The organism is Winogradskyella eckloniae (genome assembly GCF_013249045.1).
Classification (GTDB): Bacteria; Bacteroidota; Bacteroidia; order Flavobacteriales; family Flavobacteriaceae; genus Winogradskyella; species Winogradskyella eckloniae.
In genome coordinates, this window is sequence record NZ_JABRWP010000010.1 from 40,752 (window position 1) to 64,202 (window position 23,451).

The 23,451-nt window shown below is 34.2% G+C and carries 15 protein-coding genes; 13 read left to right on the top strand and 2 right to left on the bottom strand.

Translation table 11 applies throughout. The annotated features are described in order from the left end of the window. Positions 1-53: 53 nt before the first annotated feature. The 11 genes from HNV08_RS14550 to HNV08_RS14600 all read left to right on the top strand — a co-directional run bounded on the left by HNV08_RS14550 (position 54) and on the right by HNV08_RS14600 (position 19,451). The gene (locus tag HNV08_RS14550) at positions 54-3,104 is read left to right on the top strand and encodes a SusC/RagA family TonB-linked outer membrane protein (protein WP_173282087.1); all 3,051 of its coding nucleotides are present in this window, start codon (positions 54-56) and stop codon (positions 3,102-3,104) included. 6 nt (positions 3,105-3,110) lie between these two features. After that, positions 3,111-4,589 (top strand): RagB/SusD family nutrient uptake outer membrane protein, encoded by a 1,479-nt coding sequence (locus HNV08_RS14555; protein WP_394353403.1) that lies wholly within the window; start codon positions 3,111-3,113, stop codon positions 4,587-4,589. 12 nt (positions 4,590-4,601) lie between these two features. After that, positions 4,602-6,701, top strand: coding sequence for a hypothetical protein (locus HNV08_RS14560; RefSeq protein ID WP_173282089.1), 2,100 nt, complete (start codon positions 4,602-4,604; stop codon positions 6,699-6,701). Between the two features lie 11 nt (positions 6,702-6,712). Beyond that, positions 6,713-8,335 (top strand): glycoside hydrolase family 16 protein, encoded by a 1,623-nt coding sequence (locus HNV08_RS14565; RefSeq protein ID WP_173282090.1) that lies wholly within the window; start codon positions 6,713-6,715, stop codon positions 8,333-8,335. A 174-nt stretch (positions 8,336-8,509) separates the two neighbouring features. Then, positions 8,510-11,974, top strand: a complete 3,465-nt coding sequence (locus HNV08_RS14570) for a hypothetical protein (RefSeq protein ID WP_173282091.1) — start codon at positions 8,510-8,512, stop codon at positions 11,972-11,974. A 9-nt stretch (positions 11,975-11,983) separates the two neighbouring features. Next, a complete protein-coding gene (locus HNV08_RS14575; RefSeq protein WP_173282092.1) occupies positions 11,984-13,276 on the top strand; it encodes a glycosyl hydrolase family 17 protein in 1,293 nt (430 codons plus the stop codon). A 2-nt stretch (positions 13,277-13,278) separates the two neighbouring features. Beyond that, a complete protein-coding gene (locus HNV08_RS14580) occupies positions 13,279-14,337 on the top strand; it encodes a glycoside hydrolase family 2 TIM barrel-domain containing protein (RefSeq protein ID WP_173282093.1) in 1,059 nt (352 codons plus the stop codon). 77 nt (positions 14,338-14,414) lie between these two features. Then, positions 14,415-15,923, top strand: a complete 1,509-nt coding sequence (locus tag HNV08_RS14585; RefSeq protein ID WP_173282094.1) for a glycoside hydrolase family 30 protein — start codon at positions 14,415-14,417, stop codon at positions 15,921-15,923. Between the two features lies 1 nt (position 15,924). Further along, positions 15,925-17,337, top strand: coding sequence for an MFS transporter (locus HNV08_RS14590; protein WP_173282095.1), 1,413 nt, complete (start codon positions 15,925-15,927; stop codon positions 17,335-17,337). Between the two features lie 54 nt (positions 17,338-17,391). Beyond that, complete coding sequence (locus tag HNV08_RS14595) at positions 17,392-18,381, top strand: T9SS type A sorting domain-containing protein (RefSeq protein ID WP_173282096.1); 990 nt, start codon at positions 17,392-17,394, stop codon at positions 18,379-18,381. A 65-nt stretch (positions 18,382-18,446) separates the two neighbouring features. After that, a complete protein-coding gene (locus HNV08_RS14600) occupies positions 18,447-19,451 on the top strand; it encodes a LacI family DNA-binding transcriptional regulator (RefSeq protein WP_173282097.1) in 1,005 nt (334 codons plus the stop codon). A 72-nt stretch (positions 19,452-19,523) separates the two neighbouring features. On the opposite strand, the gene HNV08_RS14605 is transcribed toward HNV08_RS14600, so the two are convergent. Next, positions 19,524-19,937 carry a hypothetical protein gene (locus HNV08_RS14605; RefSeq protein WP_173282098.1) on the bottom strand — a complete coding sequence of 138 codons (414 nt, stop codon included), beginning with the start codon at positions 19,935-19,937 and terminating at the stop codon, positions 19,524-19,526. 205 nt (positions 19,938-20,142) lie between these two features. Between HNV08_RS14605 and HNV08_RS14610 the strand changes: the two genes are divergently transcribed. Together HNV08_RS14610 and HNV08_RS14615 are read left to right on the top strand one after the other, a co-directional pair. Then, positions 20,143-21,468, top strand: coding sequence for a M20/M25/M40 family metallo-hydrolase (locus HNV08_RS14610; RefSeq protein WP_206677694.1), 1,326 nt, complete (start codon positions 20,143-20,145; stop codon positions 21,466-21,468). A gap of 23 nt (positions 21,469-21,491) precedes the next feature. Continuing rightward, positions 21,492-22,094 carry an alpha-ketoglutarate-dependent dioxygenase AlkB family protein gene (locus tag HNV08_RS14615; RefSeq protein ID WP_173282099.1) on the top strand — a complete coding sequence of 201 codons (603 nt, stop codon included), beginning with the start codon at positions 21,492-21,494 and terminating at the stop codon, positions 22,092-22,094. Positions 22,095-22,108: 14 nt separating this feature from the next. Here the strand turns inward: HNV08_RS14615 and HNV08_RS14620 are convergent, their stop codons facing one another. Beyond that, positions 22,109-23,347: a 3-deoxy-D-manno-octulosonic acid transferase gene (locus tag HNV08_RS14620; protein WP_173282100.1), complete on the bottom strand. Its 1,239-nt coding sequence runs from the start codon at positions 23,345-23,347 to the stop codon at positions 22,109-22,111. Between the last annotated feature and the right edge of the window lie 104 nt (positions 23,348-23,451).

Below are 23,451 nucleotides of genomic sequence, written 5' to 3' on the forward strand. Positions count from 1 at the left end.
TTTGAGAATTTTGCAATGATATGTTCTACATTGCAGTAACTAAATAATAAACTATGAAAATAAAACTCTTTACGCTCATATCCTTCATTTTTACAATGGCAGTATTTGGGCAAAATGTAAATGTTACTGGGACTATTATAGAAGCATCCTCAGGGCAACCTTTACCTGGTGTTAACGTAGTCGTTAAGAATACATCGAAAGGAGCATCCACAAACTTTGATGGTGAGTTTACTTTAAATGATGTGCCGTTAAATTCTGTGGTGGTTATTTCTTATCTAGGATTTGTAACTCAGGAAATCACTATATTAAATAGTGATCCTTTAAAAATTTCATTAGTAGAAGATACTGAATCTTTAAATGAAGTTGTAGTCATTGGTTATGGTACTCAAAAGAAAAAAGAAGTAACAGGTGCGGTGTCCGTTGTTAGTTCGGAAACACTAGAAGAGTTACAACCCGTTAAAGTTGAACAAGCTTTGCAAGGAACAGTTTCTGGTGTAAATGTAACCTCGCAATCTGGAGCACCAGGTGCTGGATTGGATATTAGAATTAGAGGTATATCTACTAATGGAACTAATGGACCATTAGTAATAATAGATGGTTATCAAGGAGATTTAAGTATTCTTAATCCAAATGATATCGATACTATAACGGTTTTAAAGGATGCGCAAGCTGCTATCTATGGTACTATTGGAGCCAATGGAGTTGTTCTTATTACCACAAAAAGTGGTAAGAAAGGAGGGAAAGTTAAAGTTTCATATAATACATATGTAGGCCTGCAAGAAACTTCAAGAAAACTACCATTATTAAATGCTACAGAATATGCATTGTTGCTCAATGAAAGTTATGCTAATGGAGGTCAAGCTCTACCATATACTAATGTATCTAATTTAGGAGCAGGAACGGATTGGCAAGATGAAGTATTTAATGAGTCTGTTCCAATCAATAGTCACGACTTCAGTATTTCGGGTGGTTCTGATAAAATTGCATATTCCTTAAGTGGTTCTCATCTCTATCAACAGGGAATTATTGCTCCAAAGAAATCAGATTTTAGAAGAAATACAGCAAGGGCGTCTATTCGCGCTGATCTGTCCGATAAATTTAAAGTAAGTACAAACATTATTTATACGTATTTAGATCGAGATTCTGTAAATGATTTTGGTTTAGGTTCGGTTTTATTTAATGCATTAAATACACCATCTACTTTATCTGCATATGATGAAAACGGAGATTTTACTTTGGTGCCAAGTGTTGCAGGTTTAGGTATAGAAATTATAAATCCACTAGCTCAAATAGCAAACACATTTAATGATTATGATTTGAGAAAATTGAATGGAACAGTTTCTTTAGATTATCAAATACTAGAAAAACTTAATATTACAGGACGTATTGGTTTCAATACCACAAATAGCGAAAGTAAATCATTTTCAAAGATTGTGGATTATGGAGGAAAAGTTTTTGATGTAAACAGAAGTAGTGTTGCCCAAAATTCTATTAATGATAATGATTATTCATTGGATCTGTATGCAACTTATAAAAATACTTTTTTAGAAGATCATAATGTAACTCTTACAGGAGGAACGACGGTTTTTAAGACTTTTGGAAATGGGTTATTTGCAACAGGTTATGATGTACCTAATAATTCGTGGGAGTTTGCGGATATTTCATTGGCATTAGGAACAGGAGGCGATGGTGTTAGAGATGTAGGTTCTTATTCTTACGATGAAAGAAGATTATCTTTTTTCACAAGGTTGCAATACGATTATAAAGGGAAATATTTATTTTCTGCAATGTTACGTAGAGATTCTTCAACAAAATTTGGTCCTGAAAATAGGGTAGCTTATTTCCCTTCTGTAACGGCAGGTTGGATTATTTCAGATGAAGAATTTTTTAATGATTCAGGTGTTTTTAACTTATTAAAGTTGAGAGCAAGTTATGGTATATTAGGAAATGATCAAATTCCAAATAACGGATATGTTGGTCAACTGAGTGGTGAGGCAACATATATTTTTGATAATTCATTAGTCAACGGAACTGCAATTGGTCAATTGCCAAATTCTGAGTTGCAATGGGAAGAAGCAAAAAAATTAGATATAGGTTTAGATATTCGTCTGTTGGATAATAAGCTAGATATTACAACTGATTATTTTATTAATAAAAGAGATAATCTATTAATATCAAACATTCCTGTTTCCGGAATTACAGGTGTATTTGCACCTGGTAGTTCTGCTCCAACAGTAAATGCTGGTGGTGTAGAAAATAGAGGTTTTGAATTTGCTGTAAATTATAAAGATAATATATCAGATAATTTTAAAATATCGGCAAGTTATAATATTACTACTTTAAAAAATGAAGTAACCGAAGTAAACAACAGCACTGGCTTTGTTGAAGGAGGAACATTTGGTGTGGGTCAACCAGCCATTTCAAGAATGGAAACGGGTCAACCTCTAGGTTACTTTTATGGATATAAGACTGATGGGATTTTTCAAAATCAAGCTGAGGTAAGTGCGCACCCTTCACAAATTGATTTAGGTGCAGAAGCATCGCCAGGAGATATAAGATTCGTTGATGTTAATAATGATGGGGAAATAAATGCAGATGATAGAACAAATCTTGGTGATCCCATTCCAGATGTTACTATGGGACTTAATCTTACTTTAAATTTCAAAAATATTGATTTTACAGCGTATGCATTTGCTTCAATCGGTAACGATATGGTTAGAAATTATGAAAGAACGTTAACGGATGTAAATAGATTAAACTACGTTTTAGATAGATGGACAGGTGAAGGAACTAGTAATTCAGTGCCAAGGCTAACTACAGCGTCTACATCTAATAATGTATTTTCAGATTACTTTGTAGAAGATGCCTCTTATTTAAGAATTCAAAATGTTCAAATAGGTTATTCTATACCTAATGATGTTGTTGAAAAAATAGGAGTAGATAAAGTTAGAATTTATGTAGGAGTTAACAACTTGTACACATTTACAAAATATAGAGGTTATGATCCTGGTGCTACAAGTGGAGCACCTATTGGTGGAGGTATTGATTTTGGTTTTTACCCAATTCCAAGAACGTATTTATGTGGTCTTAATCTAAACTTTTAAAAAAACATGAAAATGAAAAATAATAGTATAAAAAAGGTACTTGCCTTATTGATAGCTTTAGTTTGCTACCCATCTTGTACCGATGATTTCGTTGACAGAGATCCCGTATATTCTATAGATTCAGAAAATTATTTTAATTCTGAAGATGATTATTATAATGCATTAATTGCAACATATGATTTACTGCAGTCAACCTACGTAAATGTTATGTTAGGTGAGATAGCTTCAGATAACACGTTGTGTGGAGGAGAAAGTGCGACTGATGTAATAGGTTTTCAGCAAATTGATGACATGATACATACGTCTGTAAATAGTAATTTAAGAGATATTTGGAACTGGATGTTTGCAGGTGTTAATAGAGCAAATTATTTATTGGAATTTCAAAATAAAATAGATTTTGAAGGAAAAGAAATAATATTAGCAGAAGCTAAATTTTTAAGAGCATATTATAATTTCGAACTTGTAAAGTGGTTTGGAGGTATTCCATTGAAAGTAGATCAAAGATTCGGTTTAGGTGACGAAACAACTATTCCGAGATCGTCCGTATCAGAGGTTTATGCTTTAATTGAGTCAGACTTAGAATACGCAATAGCTAATTTGTCTTATACAGCACCTCAAATTGGTAGAGTTACTAAAGGTGCAGCAGAAGCATTATTAGGTAAAGCGTATTTATATCAAGACAAATTTGCAGAAGCAGCTACAGTTTTAGACAATTTAATTATAAATGGACCATACGATTTGGTTTCTGATTATGATACGATTTTTGAAAACGCAGGAGAAAATGGAATCGAATCTGTTTTTGAAGTTCAATATACAGATGTTGAAGGTGCAGGTTTTGGATGTCTACAATGTAGTGAAGGAAATGTAGCTGTTGGTTTTAACGGAATTAGAAATTACAACGGACCAATGTTTGATTCCGGATTTAGTTTTAATGTTCCAACGCAAGACGTTGTAGATGAGTTTGAAGATGGTGATTTACGTAAAGATGTTGCAATTTTAGATATTAATGATTGGGCAGCAGATACAGGAGCTACATTTGGAACTGGTTTTGAGCATACAGGGTATTATAACAGAAAATATATTGCTAGACAAGGTGATTTAAATACAGGTGATCAAAACTTAACAAATCCTAACAACTATAGAGCTATTAGATATGCTGATGTATTATTAATGGCTGCTGAAGCTTTTAATAGAGGAGGAATAGATGATGCTAAAGCGCAGCTTTATTTAAATAGAGTAAGAAATAGAGCATTTGGAAATACTGATAATGAAGTTAGTGCTTTAGGAGCAACACTTACTGAAGCTATATATCACGAAAGAAGAGTAGAGTTAGTTGGTGAAGGACATCGCTTTTTCGATTTAGTGAGAACTGATAGAGGATCAGAAATTGATGGATTTTCTTCAAATAAAAATGAATTATTCCCAATACCAATTGAAGAAATTCAATTCTCTAATGGTAATTGGAATCAAAATCCTGGATATTAAAAAAAAACAAGCATGAAAATACTAAAACACACATTAAGATTTTGTCTTTTAGTTATAGTCTTTTACGGCTGTACTAAAGAAGATGATAATACAGATTTTGTAGATGCAATAGAAGCACCAATTAATATTTCTGCAAATGTTACTATAACTCAAGATAATTCAGGTTTAGTGACATTAACTCCTCTTGGAGAGGGCGTAACAAATTTTGTGATTGACTTAGGTGATGGCTCAGAATTGTCTGATGCAATTACACCAGGTTCTAGTTTAGACCATACATATGAGGAAGGAAGTTATGACGTATTAATTACAGCGTATGGGTTAAATGATTTGTCTACCACGATTTCACAGACAATAGTGGTTTCGTTTCAAGCACCTCAAAATTTGGTGGTTACTATTGAAAATGATGGAACTTTATCCAAAACGGTTAACGTAACGGCTTCTGCAGATTTTGCAATGTACTATGAGGTTTCTTTTGGAGAAGACCCAACTGTGGATCCAACAACTGTAAATATTGGCGAAACAATATCATTTACCTATCAAGAAGCAGGTATTTATACCATATTTGTTGAGGCAATGGGAGGCGCAATTGCTACTACAAGTTATTCAGAAGAATTTGAAGTTACAGCAATTTTGCAGCCTTTAGCATCTGCAGATATTCCGCCAGCTAGAGCAAGTGCGGATGTTATTTCTATTTTTAGTTCTTCATATACAGATGTAGAAGGCTCGGATTTTTTCCCAGATTGGGGTCAAGGAGGATGTTGTGGTAGCGGATGGTCGTTATTCGATTTAGAAGGTGATGAAATGTTACAATACAGTAATCTAAGTTATCAAGGAAATCAGATAGGTGAAGCCATTGATGTTTCTCAAATGGAATATTTACACTTAGATGTTTGGACAGCAGATGTTTTGCAAACAATAGAAGTTTCTTTAATAAGTGTTTCTAACGGAGAGCGTCCGGTTGTAGTAGATTTAACGCCTAACGAATGGACAACTATTGATATTCCTATTTCAGATTTTACAAGTCAAACAGGTTTTACAGTTAACGATATACATCAATTAAAGTATGTTGGAACTCCTTTTGGTGATGGAGGAACTGCATTTATTGATAATATCTATTTTTATCGTGCAGCAACAGAAGAAGTATCAATTGCAGGAACTTGGAGAATGTCTTCTGAAGGCGGTTCATTAGGTGTTGGTCCTAGCGTTGGAGACACAAGTTGGTTTGCATGTGATGATAGCTGTGTAGCTGAAAGATCATGTTATTTTGATGATGCTTATGTGTTTGGTGCAGATGGTTCATTTGCAAACGTATTAGGAACTGAAACTTGGATTGAGCCATGGCAAGGCGGTTCTGATTCATGTGGAGTTCCTGTAGCACCTCATGATGGGTCAGCTGCAGCAACTTATACTTTTGATGCTGTTTCTGGTTCACTTACTGTTTCTGGTATTGGAGCATATATTGGTCTTCCAAAAGCGAATAACGAAGGTGAGTTACCAAACGTGGCTGTGCCTAATTCTATTACATATACTGCAACGCTTTCTGATAATAACAATACTATGGATGTTTATATTGAGTCTGGAGCAGGCGTATTTTGGCAATATAGATTGGTCAAGGATACATCAGTGGTTAGTTCACCAATTGAAGGTTCATGGCAAATGTCTTCAGAGAGTGGATCTTTAGGCGTTGGTCCTAGTGTTGGAGATACAAGTTGGTTTGCATGTGATGATAGCTGTGTAGCAGATAGATCATGTTATTTTGACGATACTTATGTATTTGGTGCAAATAATTCTTTTGCAAATGTTCTTGGTACTGAAACGTGGATTGAACCTTGGCAAGGCGGAAGTGACGCTTGTGGTGCTCCAGTTGCGCCGCACGATGGTAGTGCAGCTGCAACATACGTTTATGACGAGGCAGCTGGAACGCTAACTATTAATGGAACAGGAGCTTATATTGGTTTGCCCAAAGCAAACAACCAAGGTGAATTACCTAATGTAGCGGTTCCTGAGTCTATCGTTTATAACGTTACGCTTTCTGATAATAATAGTACAATGGATGTATATATTGAGTCAGGAGCAGGTGTATTTTGGCAATATAAGCTTACTAAAATTTAAAAAAATTGAAAATGAAAAATTTAATATTTAATTCGGTTGCACTTTTAGGCGTTTTTCTATGTCTATTCAGTTGTCAAGAAGATGATGCATCAATAGGAGATATTGTAGCACCAAGTAACTTGGTTATATCTTCAGAAATTTTTGGACAAGATGATTCAAATCTATATGGAGATGGTAGTGGTGTAGTTAATTTTGTTGCTTACGCAGATAATGCTATAAGTTATAAATATTTTTATAATGAAACAGAGAGAAATGCACCTTCAGGAGAGCTTGAGGCATTGTTCACTAATTTAGGTGTTAATACTTATGATGTCACTGTAATTGCTTATGGAACAGGTGGCTTGTCTACCTCTATTTCAACTACAATTGAAGTTTTAGCAACATACTCACCTCCTCAAGATTTGCTAGATACTTTAATCGGAGACGGCACTAAAGTTTGGAGAATGAAATCAGAAGGTGCAGGACATTTTGGTTTAGGTCCTGTTGGAGGAACTGTACCAGCAGAATGGTATGGTGCTGGTCCTGATGAAAAAGTTGGAGTAGGTATGTATGATGATCGCTTTATGTTTAACGCAGACGGTTCATTTACTTATATCACAAATCACACAAATGATGAGGCAGGTACAGATACTTCAGGTACTGTTTTTGGCAGAGTTGGGTTAATAAGTGATTTAGGATCTGGAGGAACGGAAAACGGAGCAGATGTAGAGAATTTACCTTATTCTGACTTCGTAGAAGACTATGTTTTAATTGCGCCAGGAGGTGTAGAAACCATAAGTTTAAGTGGCATAGGATTTATTTCATATTACATTGGTGGAAGTCATAATTATGAGATTTTTGATAGATCTGTACCTAATGAATTGGTTTTAAGATCTACAGATGGTAACGGAGAATTTGATTGGTGGTTTACAATAACTTCTGAAGAAGAAGAGGAAGATGTTGTCATAGTTTACGAATTAGTTTGGTCTGATGAGTTTGATGTAGATGGAGCACCAGATCCAGCCAATTGGACGTACGACTTAGGTGCTGGTGGTTGGGGAAACCAAGAAGTTCAAACGTATACTAACAACGCGGAAAATGTTATTGTAGAAGGTGGATCTTTGAAAATTACAGCTAAAGCTGATGGCACTGGATATACATCAGCACGAATTAAATCTCAAGGTCTACAACAGTTTACGTACGGAAAAGCAGAAATAAGAGCTAAATTGCCAGCATCCGAAGGTACATGGCCTGCCATATGGATGTTGGGTTCTAATTTTCCAACTGTAGGTTGGCCTCATTGTGGTGAAATGGATATCATGGAACAAACAGGTTGGGATAAAGACACCACTTTAGGAACATGTCATTGGTTTGATAATGGCACAAATGCAAATGCGAGTTATGGCGAAACTACAGCAATTGCCAATGCGTCAACAGAATTTCATATTTATTCTATTGAATGGAATGAAGACACTATAAAAATAGCATTAGACGATGTCCCTTTTATGACATTAACAAATAATCCCGATTTACCATTTAATGCAGACTTCTTTTTTATAATGAATATTGCAATGGGAGGGACGCTAGGAGGCACCATTGATCCTGCATTCACTGAAGATACAATGGAAGTAGATTATATAAGAGTTTATCAATAAAAACACATAACGATTAATTGAGTTAAGTTTAAGTTACAAAAGGTCGAGTTTTTTGTGCTCGACCTTATTATCTAAATGAAATTCAAGCTAAATCATATATAACATTGATTACGAAAATATTATCATATTCAGTAAACTTTATTTAAAAATACGATTAGAAATTATAATTTACCAATGACAAAAAATCCAATCTACATAGGAAATAAAATCGCTTCAAACGATGAATTTGAAGTCAAAGGAGAACTTGTAACGCTTCAAAATGAAACGTATTACAAAATCTCTAACAGTGATAAAATGCGACCATTCTTTATGAGTTTGGTAAGCAATTCTAATCACTGGTTGTTTATTTCAAGTAACGGAGCATTATCTGCAGGTCGTAAAGATTCTAACAATGCGTTATTTCCTTATTACACGGATGATAAAATCACAGAATCATTAGAAACCACAGGAAGTAAAACTATATTTCAGGTGCATAAAGATGACAAAACATTTTTATGGGAACCGTTTTCTAATCGTTACCAAGGGGTTTATGCTACCAAACGCAATTTGTATAAAAACAGTTATGGTAATAAAGTACTTTTTGAAGAAATCAATGAAGATTTAAAACTTACCTTCAGATATGAGTGGAACACAAGTGATCAATATGGTTTTGTTAGAAAGTCTAGTATTATAAATAATTCTGAAGAACTTGTTAATGTAACATTCTTAGATGGCATTCAGAATATTTTACCCTATGGCTTAGATTCTGTATTTCAAAATGCGACTAGTAATTTAATTGATGCTTATAAAAAATGTGAGTTAGAAGCAGATTCTGGTATTGGTATTTTTGCATTAAGCGCCATCATAGTAGATAAAGCAGAGCCTAGTGAAGCTTTAAAAGCAAATACTGTGTGGTCAACAGGATTAGATAATCCAACGCATTTAATTTCAGCGTTACAGTTAGATAATTTTAGAAATGGAAAAGCCCTTGTAGAAGAAAATGATATTAGGGCAGAAAAGGGCGCTTATTTTCTATCCAAAACTAGTCATTTAAGTCCTGCTGAAGAGAAAAAATGGATGTTGGTAGCAGATGTGAATCAGACGGTAAGTGCCGTTAATAATATTTTCGAAAAAATAAAACACAATACCGCTATTGAAACCCTTGTGCAAGAAGATATTGATGCAGGTACAGAGCACCTTATTGCATTGGTTGGTGCTTCAGATGGTATTCAATTAACGGATGATAAACTAAGAGATACACGTCATTTTGCAAATACGCTTTTCAATATTATGAGAGGTGGTATTTTTGATGATGATTATAACATTGAAAAAGCAGATTTTTTAAAATACATGGCTAAGGCCAATGTAAAAGTATCAAAAAGTAAGGAGGCTATTTTAAACAATCTTCCAGATATTTTCAAGGTAGAGTTTATAAAAAACATTGCAGATCAGGACGATGATAGTAATTTTAAACGCCTGTGTTATGAATATTTGCCCTTAAAGTTTAGTCGAAGACATGGAGATCCAAGCCGACCTTGGAATAAGTTTTCTATTAATACGCGAAGTGAGGTTGATGGCTCTAAAATTCTAGATTACCAAGGCAACTGGAGAGATATTTTTCAGAATTGGGAAACGTTAGCACATGCTTATCCGGAGTTTATGGAAGGCATGATTCATAAATTTTTAAATGCAACGACATTTGAAGGTTACAATCCATACCGTGTAACTAAAGATGGATTTGATTGGGAAACCATAGAACCAGATGATCCATGGTCATACATTGGGTATTGGGGAGATCATCAAATTATTTATTTATTGAAGTTCTTGGAGTTCATTGAAAAGCATGCACCACATAAACTAGCAAACAGTTTTAGTCAAGATGTATTTGTGTATGCCAATGTACCATACAAGATTAGGAGCTATCAAGAGACATTAAAAAATCCTAAAGACACTATTGATTTTGATCATGCTTTAGATGAGAAAATAAATACAGTAAAGCAAAGGTTAGGCGCTGATGGCGCATTGCTAAGAGACCAAAATTACTTTATTCATAAAGTTAATTTAGTTGAGAAATTATTAGCAACAGTGTTGGCTAAAGTGTCTAATTTTATACCAGAAGGCGGAATTTGGTTAAACACACAACGACCAGAATGGAACGACGCCAATAATGCTTTGGTTGGTAATGGAGTGTCTATGGTTACGCTGTATTATCTGAGACGTTTTATTAATTTCTTTGAAGGCATTGTAAATCAAACATCAGATGAAACCTATTTGCTTTCATCAGAATTAAAATCATTTTTTGAAAACGTAGTGTTAACATTAAATGATAATGTCCACGCATTATCAGGTAAAGTGTCAGATAAAGTCCGCAAAACTATTTTAGATGGTCTTGGCTCTGCAGGAAGTGATTATAGATTAAAAATCTATGAATTAGGTTTTTCAAGTGATAAGGATGCCATTTCTAAAAACAATTTGCTTGACTTTTTTACGGTGTTAAAACAGTATTTAGACCATACTATAGAGGCTAATAAACGTTCAGATAATTTGTATCATGCCTATAATTTAATGACCGTTGAGAATGATCAAGAAATTTCTATATCGTATTTATCTGAAATGTTAGAAGGTCAGGTTGCTGTCTTAAGTTCAGGATATTTAGAACCCAAGGAGGCGCTCAGTCTGTTAGATGCTTTAAAAGCTAGTGCACTGTTTAGGCCAGATCAATACAGTTATATTTTGTATCCGAATAAACAATTAGCACGCTTTGTAGATAGAAATACGATTCCGGCTAAATCAGTAGAACAATCAAAATTATTAAAGCAATTGCTCGCGGATAATAATAAGCAGATTATTGAGCAGGATGTTACGGGTGAGTATCACTTTAACGGAAATTTTAATAATGCAGATAGCCTAAGAGCGGCATTGCATGCATTGCCTGAAGGAAAATATGATGCCTTAATTAAGGCTGAAAAAAACTTATTATTAGACATTTTTGAAGCCATGTTTGATCATAAATCCTTTACAGGTCGTTCTGGTACTTTTTATGGATATGAAGGGTTAGGATCTATATATTGGCATATGGTTTCTAAATTATTATTAGCCGTACAAGAAAATTGCTTATTGGCAGTTTCAAAAAATGAAAGTGAAGACGTTATAGGAAGATTGTTAGAGCATTATTATGAAATAAATGCAGGTATTGGTGTTCATAAATCGCCAGAGTTATATGGTGCTTTTCCAACCGATCCTTATTCACATACACCAGGAGGCAAAGGCGCACAGCAACCAGGAATGACAGGGCAAGTAAAAGAAGATGTGTTGTGTCGTTTTGGAGAATTGGGTGTGTTTGTAGCCCATGGTAAATTGTTTTTTAACCCAAGACTTTTGAGAAGTGAGGAGTTTTTAAGCGACGCTAAAGATTTTAATTACACGGGGATTGATAAAACACAAAAGACGGTTTCATTAGAAAAAGGATCACTTTGTTTTACTTATTGTCAAGTCCCAATAATTTTTCAGCAAGGCACCAACAATGCTATTGAAGTTGTAAATTCAGATGATTCATTATTAAAGTTTAAAGGTTTAGAGCTCGATGTCGTTACCAGTGAAAAGATTTTTAAGCGTACTGGTGAAGTCAATAAAATAATAGTTTCTATAAAATCAAAATAAAGGAAAGTAATGGACAAGTGTTTAAAATTAGTCGTTTGTGTATTTGTTTTTTTAATCGTGTTGTCGTGTAAAGATGATCATAAGAAGCAAGATGAAAACAGTCCAGAAAAAGAAGTGCAACCAGTAAGTGCAAAAGATATTTTAGGAAATTCAGATTATCTGGCGATGTCTTATGGAGGTTATAGGGAAAAGAATAGAGACTTACAGCCAACACTCAGTCAGTTAAAAGAGGATATAAAAATACTAAGTGCCATGGGAGTAAAGGTGCTAAGAACATATAATGTCCATTTTGCTCATGCCGAGAATGTATTGAAAGCCATTACCGAACTGAAAAAAGAAGATGCAACGTTTGAAATGTACGTGATGTTAGGTATTTGGATTGATTGTAAAAATGCATTCAACTGGGAAGTAGGCGAGCCAATTCATTCTGAAGAAAGTGAACGTAATCCTATTGAGGTTAAAACCGCAGTAGAATTGGCAAAACAGTATCCAAACATTGTGAAAATATTAGCCGTTGGAAATGAAGCCATGGTAAAATGGGCTACAAGTTATTATGTAGAACCTGCGATTATTTTAAAATGGGTGAATCATCTTCAAGGCCTAAAAAAATCGGGAGAATTACCAGCAGACTTATGGATAACGAGCTCAGACGATTTTTCATCATGGGGCGGAGGAGATGCAAGTTATCATACTGAAGAATTAGAGCAATTGGCTAATGCTGTAGATTATATTTCAATGCATACCTATCCTTATCATCAATCGCATTACAATTCAGGATTCTGGGAAGTGCCAGAAAATGAAGCAGATTTGTCAGAAAAAGAACAGGTAGATAAGGCCATGTTAAGAGCCATGAATTTTGCTAAAGCACAGTACGATAGTGTTTCAAATTACATGGCTAGTATTGGTGTTTCCAAACCGATTTACATAGGTGAAACAGGTTGGGCATCCGTCTCTAATGGGCATTATGGTAAAAATGGTTCTAGAGCTACAGATGAATATAAACAAGGGTTGTATTATAAGCATATGCGCGAGTGGACAAATAAAGCCAATATATCTTGTTTCTATTTCGAAGCTTTTGATGAACAATGGAAAGATGGTCAAAATCCTTTGGGTTCTGAAAATCACTTTGGCTTAATAAACTTAAATAGCGAAGCCAAATATCCGTTATGGCAAATGGTTGACGAAGGTGTTTTTGAAGGTTTAACAAGAGATGGGAAACCAATTACTAAAACCTATGATGGCAATTTAGAGATGTTAATGAAAACCGTTTTGGTACCAAATACAGATTATCCAAAAGACTAAAAATGAGAAAAATATTATGCATAGCTGCTCTGTTAGTTGGGTTGGTCTCATGTAAAAATGAAACAAAAAATCTAGACACTAATGCTGCAGATGACCTTACAGTAAAACAAGATGTTGTATCTGTTTCTGGTCGGCAATTATTGTTAAATGAAGAGGTGTATGTCATTAAAGGTATTTGCTACCATCCTGTACCTAAAGGTGATTCAACTAAAAGAGATTTTGGAACTTTGACTGAAGACCTAAAGCTCATGGTAGAGGCTGGCGTCAATACAATTAGAGTGTATGCGCCAATTCTAGAAGAAAGCGTTCTTGATGAAATCAGTAATTCTGGTATAAAAATTATTATGGGTTTTGGATACAATCAAGGCGGAAAAAATGATATTTATTCGGGCACATTTATAGATTACGTCAATACATATAAAAACCACAACGCTATTTTAATGTGGGAATTGGGTAACGAATATAACTATCATCCAGAATGGTTTGATGGCGATATTAAAAATTGGTATAAAGCTATGAATGAAGCTGCAGCTGTAATTCATAAAAACGATCCATTTCATCCTGTAACTACGGCACATGGCGATTTGCCAAAAGAATTAGCACGATCCTTGAGTCCAAATATCGATGTTTGGGGCATGAATGTATATCGTTCCGTACGACCAGAAACTATATTTAAAGAATGGAAAAAAGTTAGTGACAAACCCATGTATTTGTCTGAAACAGGAGCTGATAGTTATATGCAAATGGCTACCGATAAATATAAACAAGGTGTTAATGAATCAATGCAAGCTGATGCTACAGAAATTATTTTGAATGCCACATTTAACGGACAAGATATTTGCTCAGGAGTTACTTTATTTCAATTTACAGATGGTTGGTGGAAAGCAGGAAATAATAATGTACAAGATACCGGAGGAACAGCACCAAACAGTACAGGAGTTCCTTTTGATGGTAGCCCTAATGAAGAATTTTGGGGCATTGTAGACATCGATAGAAACAAAAAACAAGTATTTGATGTTGTCAAATACATTTATACAAATGTAAATAAAACTAAAAATTAAACTATTTGGACTGTCCCTTAAGGGACTTTAGGGGTGTAGTTGCCCAATTATACTACTAAAACAACAAATAAAGGCACATGAAATTATCGAGATATAGTACAATCGTATTCTTAATTCTTACTGTAATCAGTTGTACATCTGAAAAAAAAGAAATTAAAAGCTTAGACGTTGAGGTTTACGAAACTTCAGAACGTGGTCATAAACTCACTAAAATAACGGAACGTTCTACAGCAGACACGTTAACCGTTATAAAATTATTACCAGAACAACAGTTTCAAACCATTACAGGTTTTGGAGGGTCGTTTACAGAGTCGTCAGCTTACTTATTAAATAAGTTGAGTAAAAAGAATAGAGATACTATTCTTCAAGCGTATTTCGCAGAAGATGGTGCCCGTTACTCGTTAACCAGAACACATATTGCATCTTGTGATTTTTCATTAAATAATTACACATACGCTCCAAAAGTGGATGATAAAGAAATGGAGAGTTTTAGTATTGATGAAGACCGAGACGATTTAATACCAATGATTAAGGAGGCTCAAGCTATTTCTCAAGATGGTTTTAAAATTATTTCCTCACCTTGGACATCTCCACCATGGATGAAAGACAATAAAGCCTACGTTGGTGGAAAATTATTGCCAGAATACTATGATGCATTTGCATTGTATTTTTCAAAATACTTAGATGCCTATAAAGCAGAAGGTATAAATATTTGGGGTTTAACACCAATAAATGAACCTCATGGTAATGGTCATAACTGGGAGAGCATGCACTTTTCGCCAGAAGAAGAAGCCGATTTTGTAAAAAACCATTTAGGCCCAAAATTAGAAGATGATGGTTTTGGAGATGTCAATATATTGGGATATGACCAAAACAGAAAAGGAATTAAAGAGTGGGTAGATGCGATGTATAAAGATGAGTTATCATCAAAATATTTTGATGGATTAGCAATACATTGGTACGAAAGTACTTTCGATTATTTCCCCGAAGAATTACAATATGCTCATCACAAAGCGCCTAATAAATATCTTATAGAAACTGAAGGCTGTGTCGATTCTGAAATACCAAAATGGCAGGATGATGCGTGGTATTGGAAAAAAGAAGCTACAGATTGGGGTTGGGATTGGGCATCAGCAGAAGACAAACACTTACACCCTAAATATGCACCAGTAAATCGCTATGCTAGAGATATTATTGGTTGCCTAAACAATTGGGTTGATGGATGGGTAGACTGGAATATGGTGTTAGATAAACAAGGTGGTCCAAATTGGTTTAAAAACTGGTGTGTTGCTCCTGTAATTGTAGATACAGATTCTGACGAAGTCTACTTTACACCTTTATACTATACAATGGCTCATTTTAGCAAATATATAAGACCAAATGCTAAGGTTATTGGCGTAGAAAACACAAATATAGACTTAATGGTTACAGCCGCTAAAAATCCAGATGGTTCTATTGCAGTTGTATTATTTAACGAAGGTAAAACTTCAAAGGATTTTACATTAACACTAGAAGAAGAAACCGCAAAAGTGAAAATTAATCCTCAAGCTATTCAAACCATAATAATACCTACAAAAACTAATTAAGATGTCTATTACAGCAAATAAAGTATCGCTAAGTCAAAAAATAGCATTTGGAGTTGGTATGCTTGCCAACCAAATGTTCCCAGCAGTTATCGGTATTTTTATTGTGGTATTGGTAAAAGATTTAGGTTTTCCGGGATGGATGTGGGGTGTGGTGTCATTGGCACCAAGAATTTTTGACGCTATTACAGACCCAATTATGGGTTATATTTCCGATAATACAAAATCACGTTTTGGTAGGCGACGTCAATATGTTTTTATTGGTGCGGTAATAATGGGTATCGCTTTTATTTTTATGTGGCAATTGTTTAGAGAGAATACTCTAGATTATAATTTTTGGTATTTCTTATTAACCTCTTTTGCATTCTATTTAGGTTTAACCATATTTAGTGTGCCCTATGTAGCGATGGGTTATGAAATGAGCAATGATTTTCATGAACGAACAAGCATCATGGCGATCGCTCAATGGATTGGTCAATGGGCATGGGTAATTGCACCTTGGTTTTGGGTAATTATGTACGATCCAGAATGGTATTCAACAGCTGATATTGCTGTAAGAGAACTAGCAGTTTGGGTTGGTGTTATATTTGCCATTTGTGCTATGGTTCCAGCGATTTTTATCAATAGTAAATCTACGCTTAATGAAGATTATTCGCCATTAACTCTAAAGAATATAGGTGGTAGTTTAAAAGAAATAGGAAATAACTTTGTTGAAGCTTTTAAGTCTGCGGCATTTAAAAAATTATGTTTTGCTACATTTTTTGTGTTCAATGCATTTAATACCGTTGCCAGTTTTACCTTTTTTATAATTGTATATTATCTTTTTAATGGCGATGCAGAAGCAGCAGGTATTTGGCCAACATTATTTGGTAGTATTGGCGCCATAGTAACTACATTTATTGTAATACCTATTGTTGCCAAAATGTCTAAAGTGTTAGGAAAGAAAAAAGCATTTATGGTCTCACAAGGCATTTCCGTAGCAGGTTATATAATGTTATGGTTTTTATTTATTCCTGGTAAACCTTATATGTTTCTATTTGCTTTACCATTTTTCTCATTTGGAATTGGCGGATTGTTTACATTAATGATGTCAATGACCGCAGATGTGATTGACTTAGATGAGTTAAAAACAGGGAAACGACGAGAAGGTGTTTTTGGAGCGATATATTGGTGGATGGTCAAGTTTGGTTTTGGGATTGCAGGAGGATTAAGTGGAGTCATTTTAACTATTATAGGTTTTGATTCTGCATTAGAAGTGCAGCCAGAAAGTGCCATATCTGGTTTAAGGTTATTCTTTTCTGGATTTCCAATTTTAGGAACTCTTATTGCCATGTATATCATGCGAAATTATGATGTTACGGAAGCACGTGCCAATGAAGTTAGAGAAGAATTAAATAGACGAAAGACGATGTTGTAATTGGAGTTCTGAAACTTTTTTTATAAATTAATAACTATAAATAAATAAACAATTATGAAAAAAACTACATTTTTAATTTCAATGCTAATAGTTAGCATAGTATCCTTTGCTCAAAGTAATATTACTTTTAGTGTGGATATGGCAGGACAAACATTTACACAAGCCTATGTAAGTGGAAGTATTAATGGATGGAGTGGAGATGCAAATCCATTGACAAATACCTCAGGAACAATTTGGGAGGCAACTTTGCCTTTAAATGATGGTGAATATGAGTATAAATTTACGTTCGATAATTGGGCAGGCCAAGATAGCTTTTCTCAAGGTGATATTTGTACAATTACTAATTATGGTAATACCAATAGAAGATTAGTTGTTGCAGGTGCCGATATGGTGTTACCAACAGCAATGTTTGGTGCATGTGCAGAAAATACGGATGGCAATGATGGCCCTTTTACCGTTACCTTATCTGTTGATATGAGTGGTTATACAGGAACCATAGGAACTGTTTTTGTGAATGGTGAAAACTTTAATTCACAAGGATTTGGAGCATGGTGTGGATCTTGTGGAAATGAAATGACAGATATGGGAAGTGGTATTTGGGAAAAAACCCTGACGTTAGAAGAGTTTGCTTACCAATTTAAGTTCACCGTTGATGGTTGGACTGATCAAGAAAGTTTTAATCCTGGAGATCCTGAAACTTCAACAGATGGAACTTTTACGAACCGATATATTAAGGTAGATGGAAACAAAACGCAGAGCTATGTATGGAATGCGCCACAACAAACTTTAAGCATAGCATCGGTTGGGTCGCAATTAGACAATCTTAGAGTGTATCCTAATCCTGCGGTAGATGCTTGGCATATTATTACAGATACTATTATGGTAAGTGTAGAAGTCCTGGATATTTTAGGGAAAAACGTTGTTATGGTGCATCCTGAATCTTCTGAAGTAGAAATAAATGCATCAGAATTTAATGACGGTATATACTTAGCCAGAATTACAACAGCTTTGGGTACACAAACGATGAAATTGATTAAAAACTGATATAAGAATTTTTTAATATCAGAATTAAAGAGCGTATATTATACGCTCTTTTTAATTTAAAAAGTATGACAACACTAAAGGAATTAGCTAAGCTCTTAAATATTTCGGTTTCTACCGTTTCAAAAGCACTAAATGATAGTCATGAAATAAGTGAAAATACAAGAATACGTGTTAAAGGGTTAGCCGAAAAACTTAATTATAAACCCAATAGAATAGCACAGCAATTAAAAACAAATAAATCAAAAACCATCGGTGTTATACTTCCAACGGTTACAAATCCGTTTTTTGCTGAGGTGTTACACGGTATAGAAAAGACGGCAACAAATAACGATTATGATATCATTGTGTGTTTGTCTAATGAAACTTTTATTAAGGAAAAACGGAGTCTTGAATTGTTGTCTAATGGAAGTGTTGATGGATTTATAATGGCCGTTGCAAGAGAAAGTCAGGTAAAAAATGAGACTGCGCATATTTTGGAGGTTATTGATAGTAAACTTCCTGTATTAATGTTTGATAGAGTCGTTAATGAAATCACATGTAATAAGGTCATAGTTGATGATTTTCAATCGGTATATGACGCAACTACATATCTAATAGAAACAGAAAAAAGAAAGCACATTTTATTGGTAAGTAATATTGAAGAACTCAGCGTAGGTAAATTGAGAACTGAAGGTTATGTTAAGGCATTAGAGGATCATAAATTAAAACCTCATATTTTAAAATTAGATCATGCCGTAGATACAGATATAGAAAAAACAATACATGATTATTTGAAGGCTAATGATACAATTGATGCCATTTTGTCCATAGACCATATTACCGGAATAGTGGCTATAAATATGGCAAAGAAATTAAATCGAAATATTCCAAAGGACCTGTCAGTTCTAGGTTTTGGTTTTGATCACACGCCACTCTTAGCAAGTCCTAAAATTTCAATAATACATCAAAAAGCACACGAAATAGGTGAGATATCTTGTAAGTTATTAATTGATAGTTTAAAAAATGACACTAATAAATTACAAACAGTTGTGATACCTAGTAATCTTAAATTAAGTGAATCTACTATGTAAATTCTGTAAAAATTGCCACAAAAAAAAGCCTGATATAACATCAGACTTTTTGTATTTTAGATAAAAGAAATATTACATTCCTTTTACTTTATCTACAGCACTTTTACCTGCTTCTTTTGCTCCGTCAACTGCATTTTTTCCAGCTTCTTTAGCACTGTCTACTGCATCACTAGCAGTTTCTTTTACGCTATCAACAGCGTTAGCAGCACCTTCTTTTACGCTATCTACAGCATCACCAGCAGCTTCTTTAGCGCCATCAACTGCATCACCAGCAGCATCAACAGCATCATTAGCAGCACCTTCTACAGCATCAGCAGCGCTATCTACAGCATCTCCTGCAGCGTCAGCAGCATCTTCTAAAGCATCACCTGTAGCATCAGCAGCGTTTTCAACAGCATCAGCAGCATTTTCAGCAGTTTCTCTACAAGAAGTAAATGATAATCCTAATACAGCAACTAGTGCTAAACTTAATACAACTTTTTTCATTTTAATAGTTTTAGTGTTAATTTTTGTTAATGCACGAAAATAGTAATTTCAACGTAATTTTAACATTAATTTTTGAATTATTCTCTGTACAACTTTGGTATATACGTATATAAGATAGGGTTTGGACTTTAATTTCTTGTTTTTTTTAATCTCACAACTGCTATTAATATTAAATTTACAGATAGAATATTTATAACCACTTCCTATGATACCTTTTAAAGTCTTTAATAAGAAAATACCCTTTGCTCTAGTAGTGTTAACGATGTCAATGTTTGGTTTTGCACAAAACAATAGACTAGAACGAAAAATTGTGAAAGCAGTTGATAAACATCTAGATGGTGCTATTGAATTGATAAAAACGTCTGTTAATATCAATAGCGGTACAATGAATTTTGAAGGTGTTAGAGCGGTTGGTACATTGTTTCAAAATGAACTCGATAAACTAGGGTTTCAAACTCAACTTACAGACGGGACGGCATATTGCAGAGCCGGACATTTAGTGGCGACAAAAAAAGGTACAAAAGGACCAAAGATTTTAATGATAGGACATTTAGATACTGTTTTTGAATTAGATAGCCCTTTGCAAGAATATACTATGGAAAACGATTCTATTATGAAAGGTCCTGGTGTTGCCGATATGAAAGGTGGTGACGTGATTATCATTTTAGCATTACAAGCCTTAAAAAATGCAGGTGTATTAGAGGATATGACCATAGAAGTTATTATGACAGGTGATGAAGAAAAAAGTGGAAAGCCTCTAGAATTGTCTAAAAAAGATTTAATAGAAGCCGCAAAACGTTCTGATATAGCCTTAGGATTTGAAAATGGGGATAACAACCCCAAAACGATTGTTGTTGCTCGTAGAGGTTCGTTAGATTGGGAACTTAAAGTGTCTGGTGTTCGGGCCCATTCTTCGCAAATATTTTTGGATGATGTAGGCGTAGGTGCAATCTATGAGACATCGAGGATTTTAAATGAATTTTACAAACAACTCTCTAAAGAAAAAAACTTAACATTTAATCCTGGTTTTATAATTGGAGGTACAGCATTAAAGCCAGATGCAGATGCAACTGGAGGGCATGCTTATGGAAAATCTAATGTGGTCTCTCAAGAAACCATAGTACGTGGCGATTTACGAGCAGTTTCTTTAGACCAATTAAAAAAAGCAAAAGAAACTATGAAAAAGATTGTTTCTGAAAGCTATCCAAAAACCGAAGCACAACTTGTGTTTTCTTCAGGAGGTTATCCGCCATTATCATTATCAGAAGGAAATACAAAGTTGTTAAATTATTTTAATACTGTAAGCGAAGATTTAGGGTTTGGCTCAGTGACTGCGGTTAACCCAAGACATGCTGGAGCTGCCGATATATCATTTACTTCAGAATATGTAGATATGGCCATTGATGGTTTAGGACTAACAGGAGGTGGTGGAGATCATACAATCTATGAATCTGGTAATTTAAATACGGTAGAAAGACAAGCAAAAATTACCGCAGTATTAATGTATAGACTAGTAAATTCTAAGTTTTAGAATACCATTTAAAATGATTTCTTTTGGATTTATTTAATGCGGACATAAATTTAAACCACCTTCCATTTGATGGCATCGTTAATTATTATGGTCCTATAATGCCTATAAAAAAAGCTCAAGATTATTATGAAAGATTACTTCGTAATATTAATTGGGAAAATGATAAAGCCATACTATTTGGGAAGCTTATTGTTACCAAGCGTAAGGTGGCTTGGTATGGAGATCAGGAGTTTAATTACACCTATTCTAACACTACAAAGTACGCCTTGCCTTGGACTACAGAACTTTTAGAACTAAAGGAACTGGTAGAAAAGAAATCGGGAGAAACCTATAACTCTTGTTTGCTTAATTTATATCATACAGGCGAAGAAGGCATGGCATGGCATAGTGATGGAGAAAAAGATTTAAAAAAAAATGGTGCAATTGGCTCATTGAGTTTTGGTGCGGAACGTAAATTCATGTTTAAACATAAAGTGACCAAACAAAAGGTAGATTTTTATCTCGAAAAAGGAAGTCTTTTAGTAATGAAAGGAGCAACACAAACCAATTGGTTACACCGTTTACCACCAACTAAAAAAGTAAAAAAACCAAGAATAAATCTAACGTTTAGAACCATAACGTTGTAATTGAAAATATAGGTCTAAGCTTCTAAATATTTCATAATCTTATGGACAGCCCCTTTGTTAGAATCTATATAGTTTTTATTAATATTACCTTGATTTTTTCTAAGCGTTTCGTCAGTAATTAATGTTGCTAAAGTAGTATTAAATGCAGTAGCATTGGGTACACTAATAACACCTTTTAAATCAATTAGCCTTTGCGCTTCAGGAAATTTATCGTAGTTTTTTCCTATTAGTATCGGAATGCCAAAAACAGCAGGTTCTAATATGTTATGCAGTCCTGTAGTACCAGCTCCTCCACCAACATAAGCCATATCAGCATAACGGTATACTTTGCTTAAATAGCCAATAGTATCTAGGATAAAAACAGAATAGCTTGAAAGATCTAATTGGTCATTTAATTCAGAATAACAAACGGTTTCTACACGTAATTGTGATTTTAAAGAGGTGATATAACTAGGCTTTATGTTATGTGGAGCGATAACAAATTTTATATTCGGATTAGTATTAGAATTAATAAAATCGAGATATAGTTTATCATCCTCTGGCCATGTGCTTCCAAAAATAATACATGTTTTATTATTTTTAAAAGCTTCAATAAAGGCAACGGTATTGTCTGTGTTTAATTGGTTATTAACACGATCAAATCTTGTGTCACCAGAAACTGTTATTGTATTATAATCAATGGTTTCAAGTAATAATTTTGAATTTTTATCTTGAGTAAAAATATGGTTAAAGGCAAATAAGGCAGATTTGGTATAGCTGCCATACCATTTAAAAAATGTTTGATCTTTTCTAAAAACAGCAGAGATAAGTATCGCTTTTAATTGTCGTTTTTTGAGTTCATTTAAAAAGTTGGGCCAAATTTCGTACTTAACAAATAAGGTGTAATTAGGATTTGCTATATCTAGAAATTTTTTAGCATTTGCCTTGGTGTCTAAAGGTAAATAAACAACGACATCCGCAATTTTAGCGTTCTTTCTAACCTCATATCCTGAAGGTGAAAAAAAAGTAAGGACTACTTTATAATTTGGGTATTTTGCCTTTAAAGCTTCAAAAACAGGAAGTCCTTGTTCGTATTCTCCTAGCGAAGCACAATGAAACCAAAAAGTATGGTCTGTAGGTTTTATTGAATTTTGAAGTTGTAAATAGGTGTTTTTTCTACCATCAACACCTTGTTTCAATTTTGTATTGAATACGGCCAAAATTCGAATAAAAAAACTAGCGATATAAATTCCTATAGAATAGAGTGCTTTCAAATACTAATATTTATGCTAAAATACAGTTCTTTCAATTAATTACGTTGTTATAGCGCGTACAATTTTGTATTTTCGCTTAGCTCATCTGTACTTTTCGTTTTTAA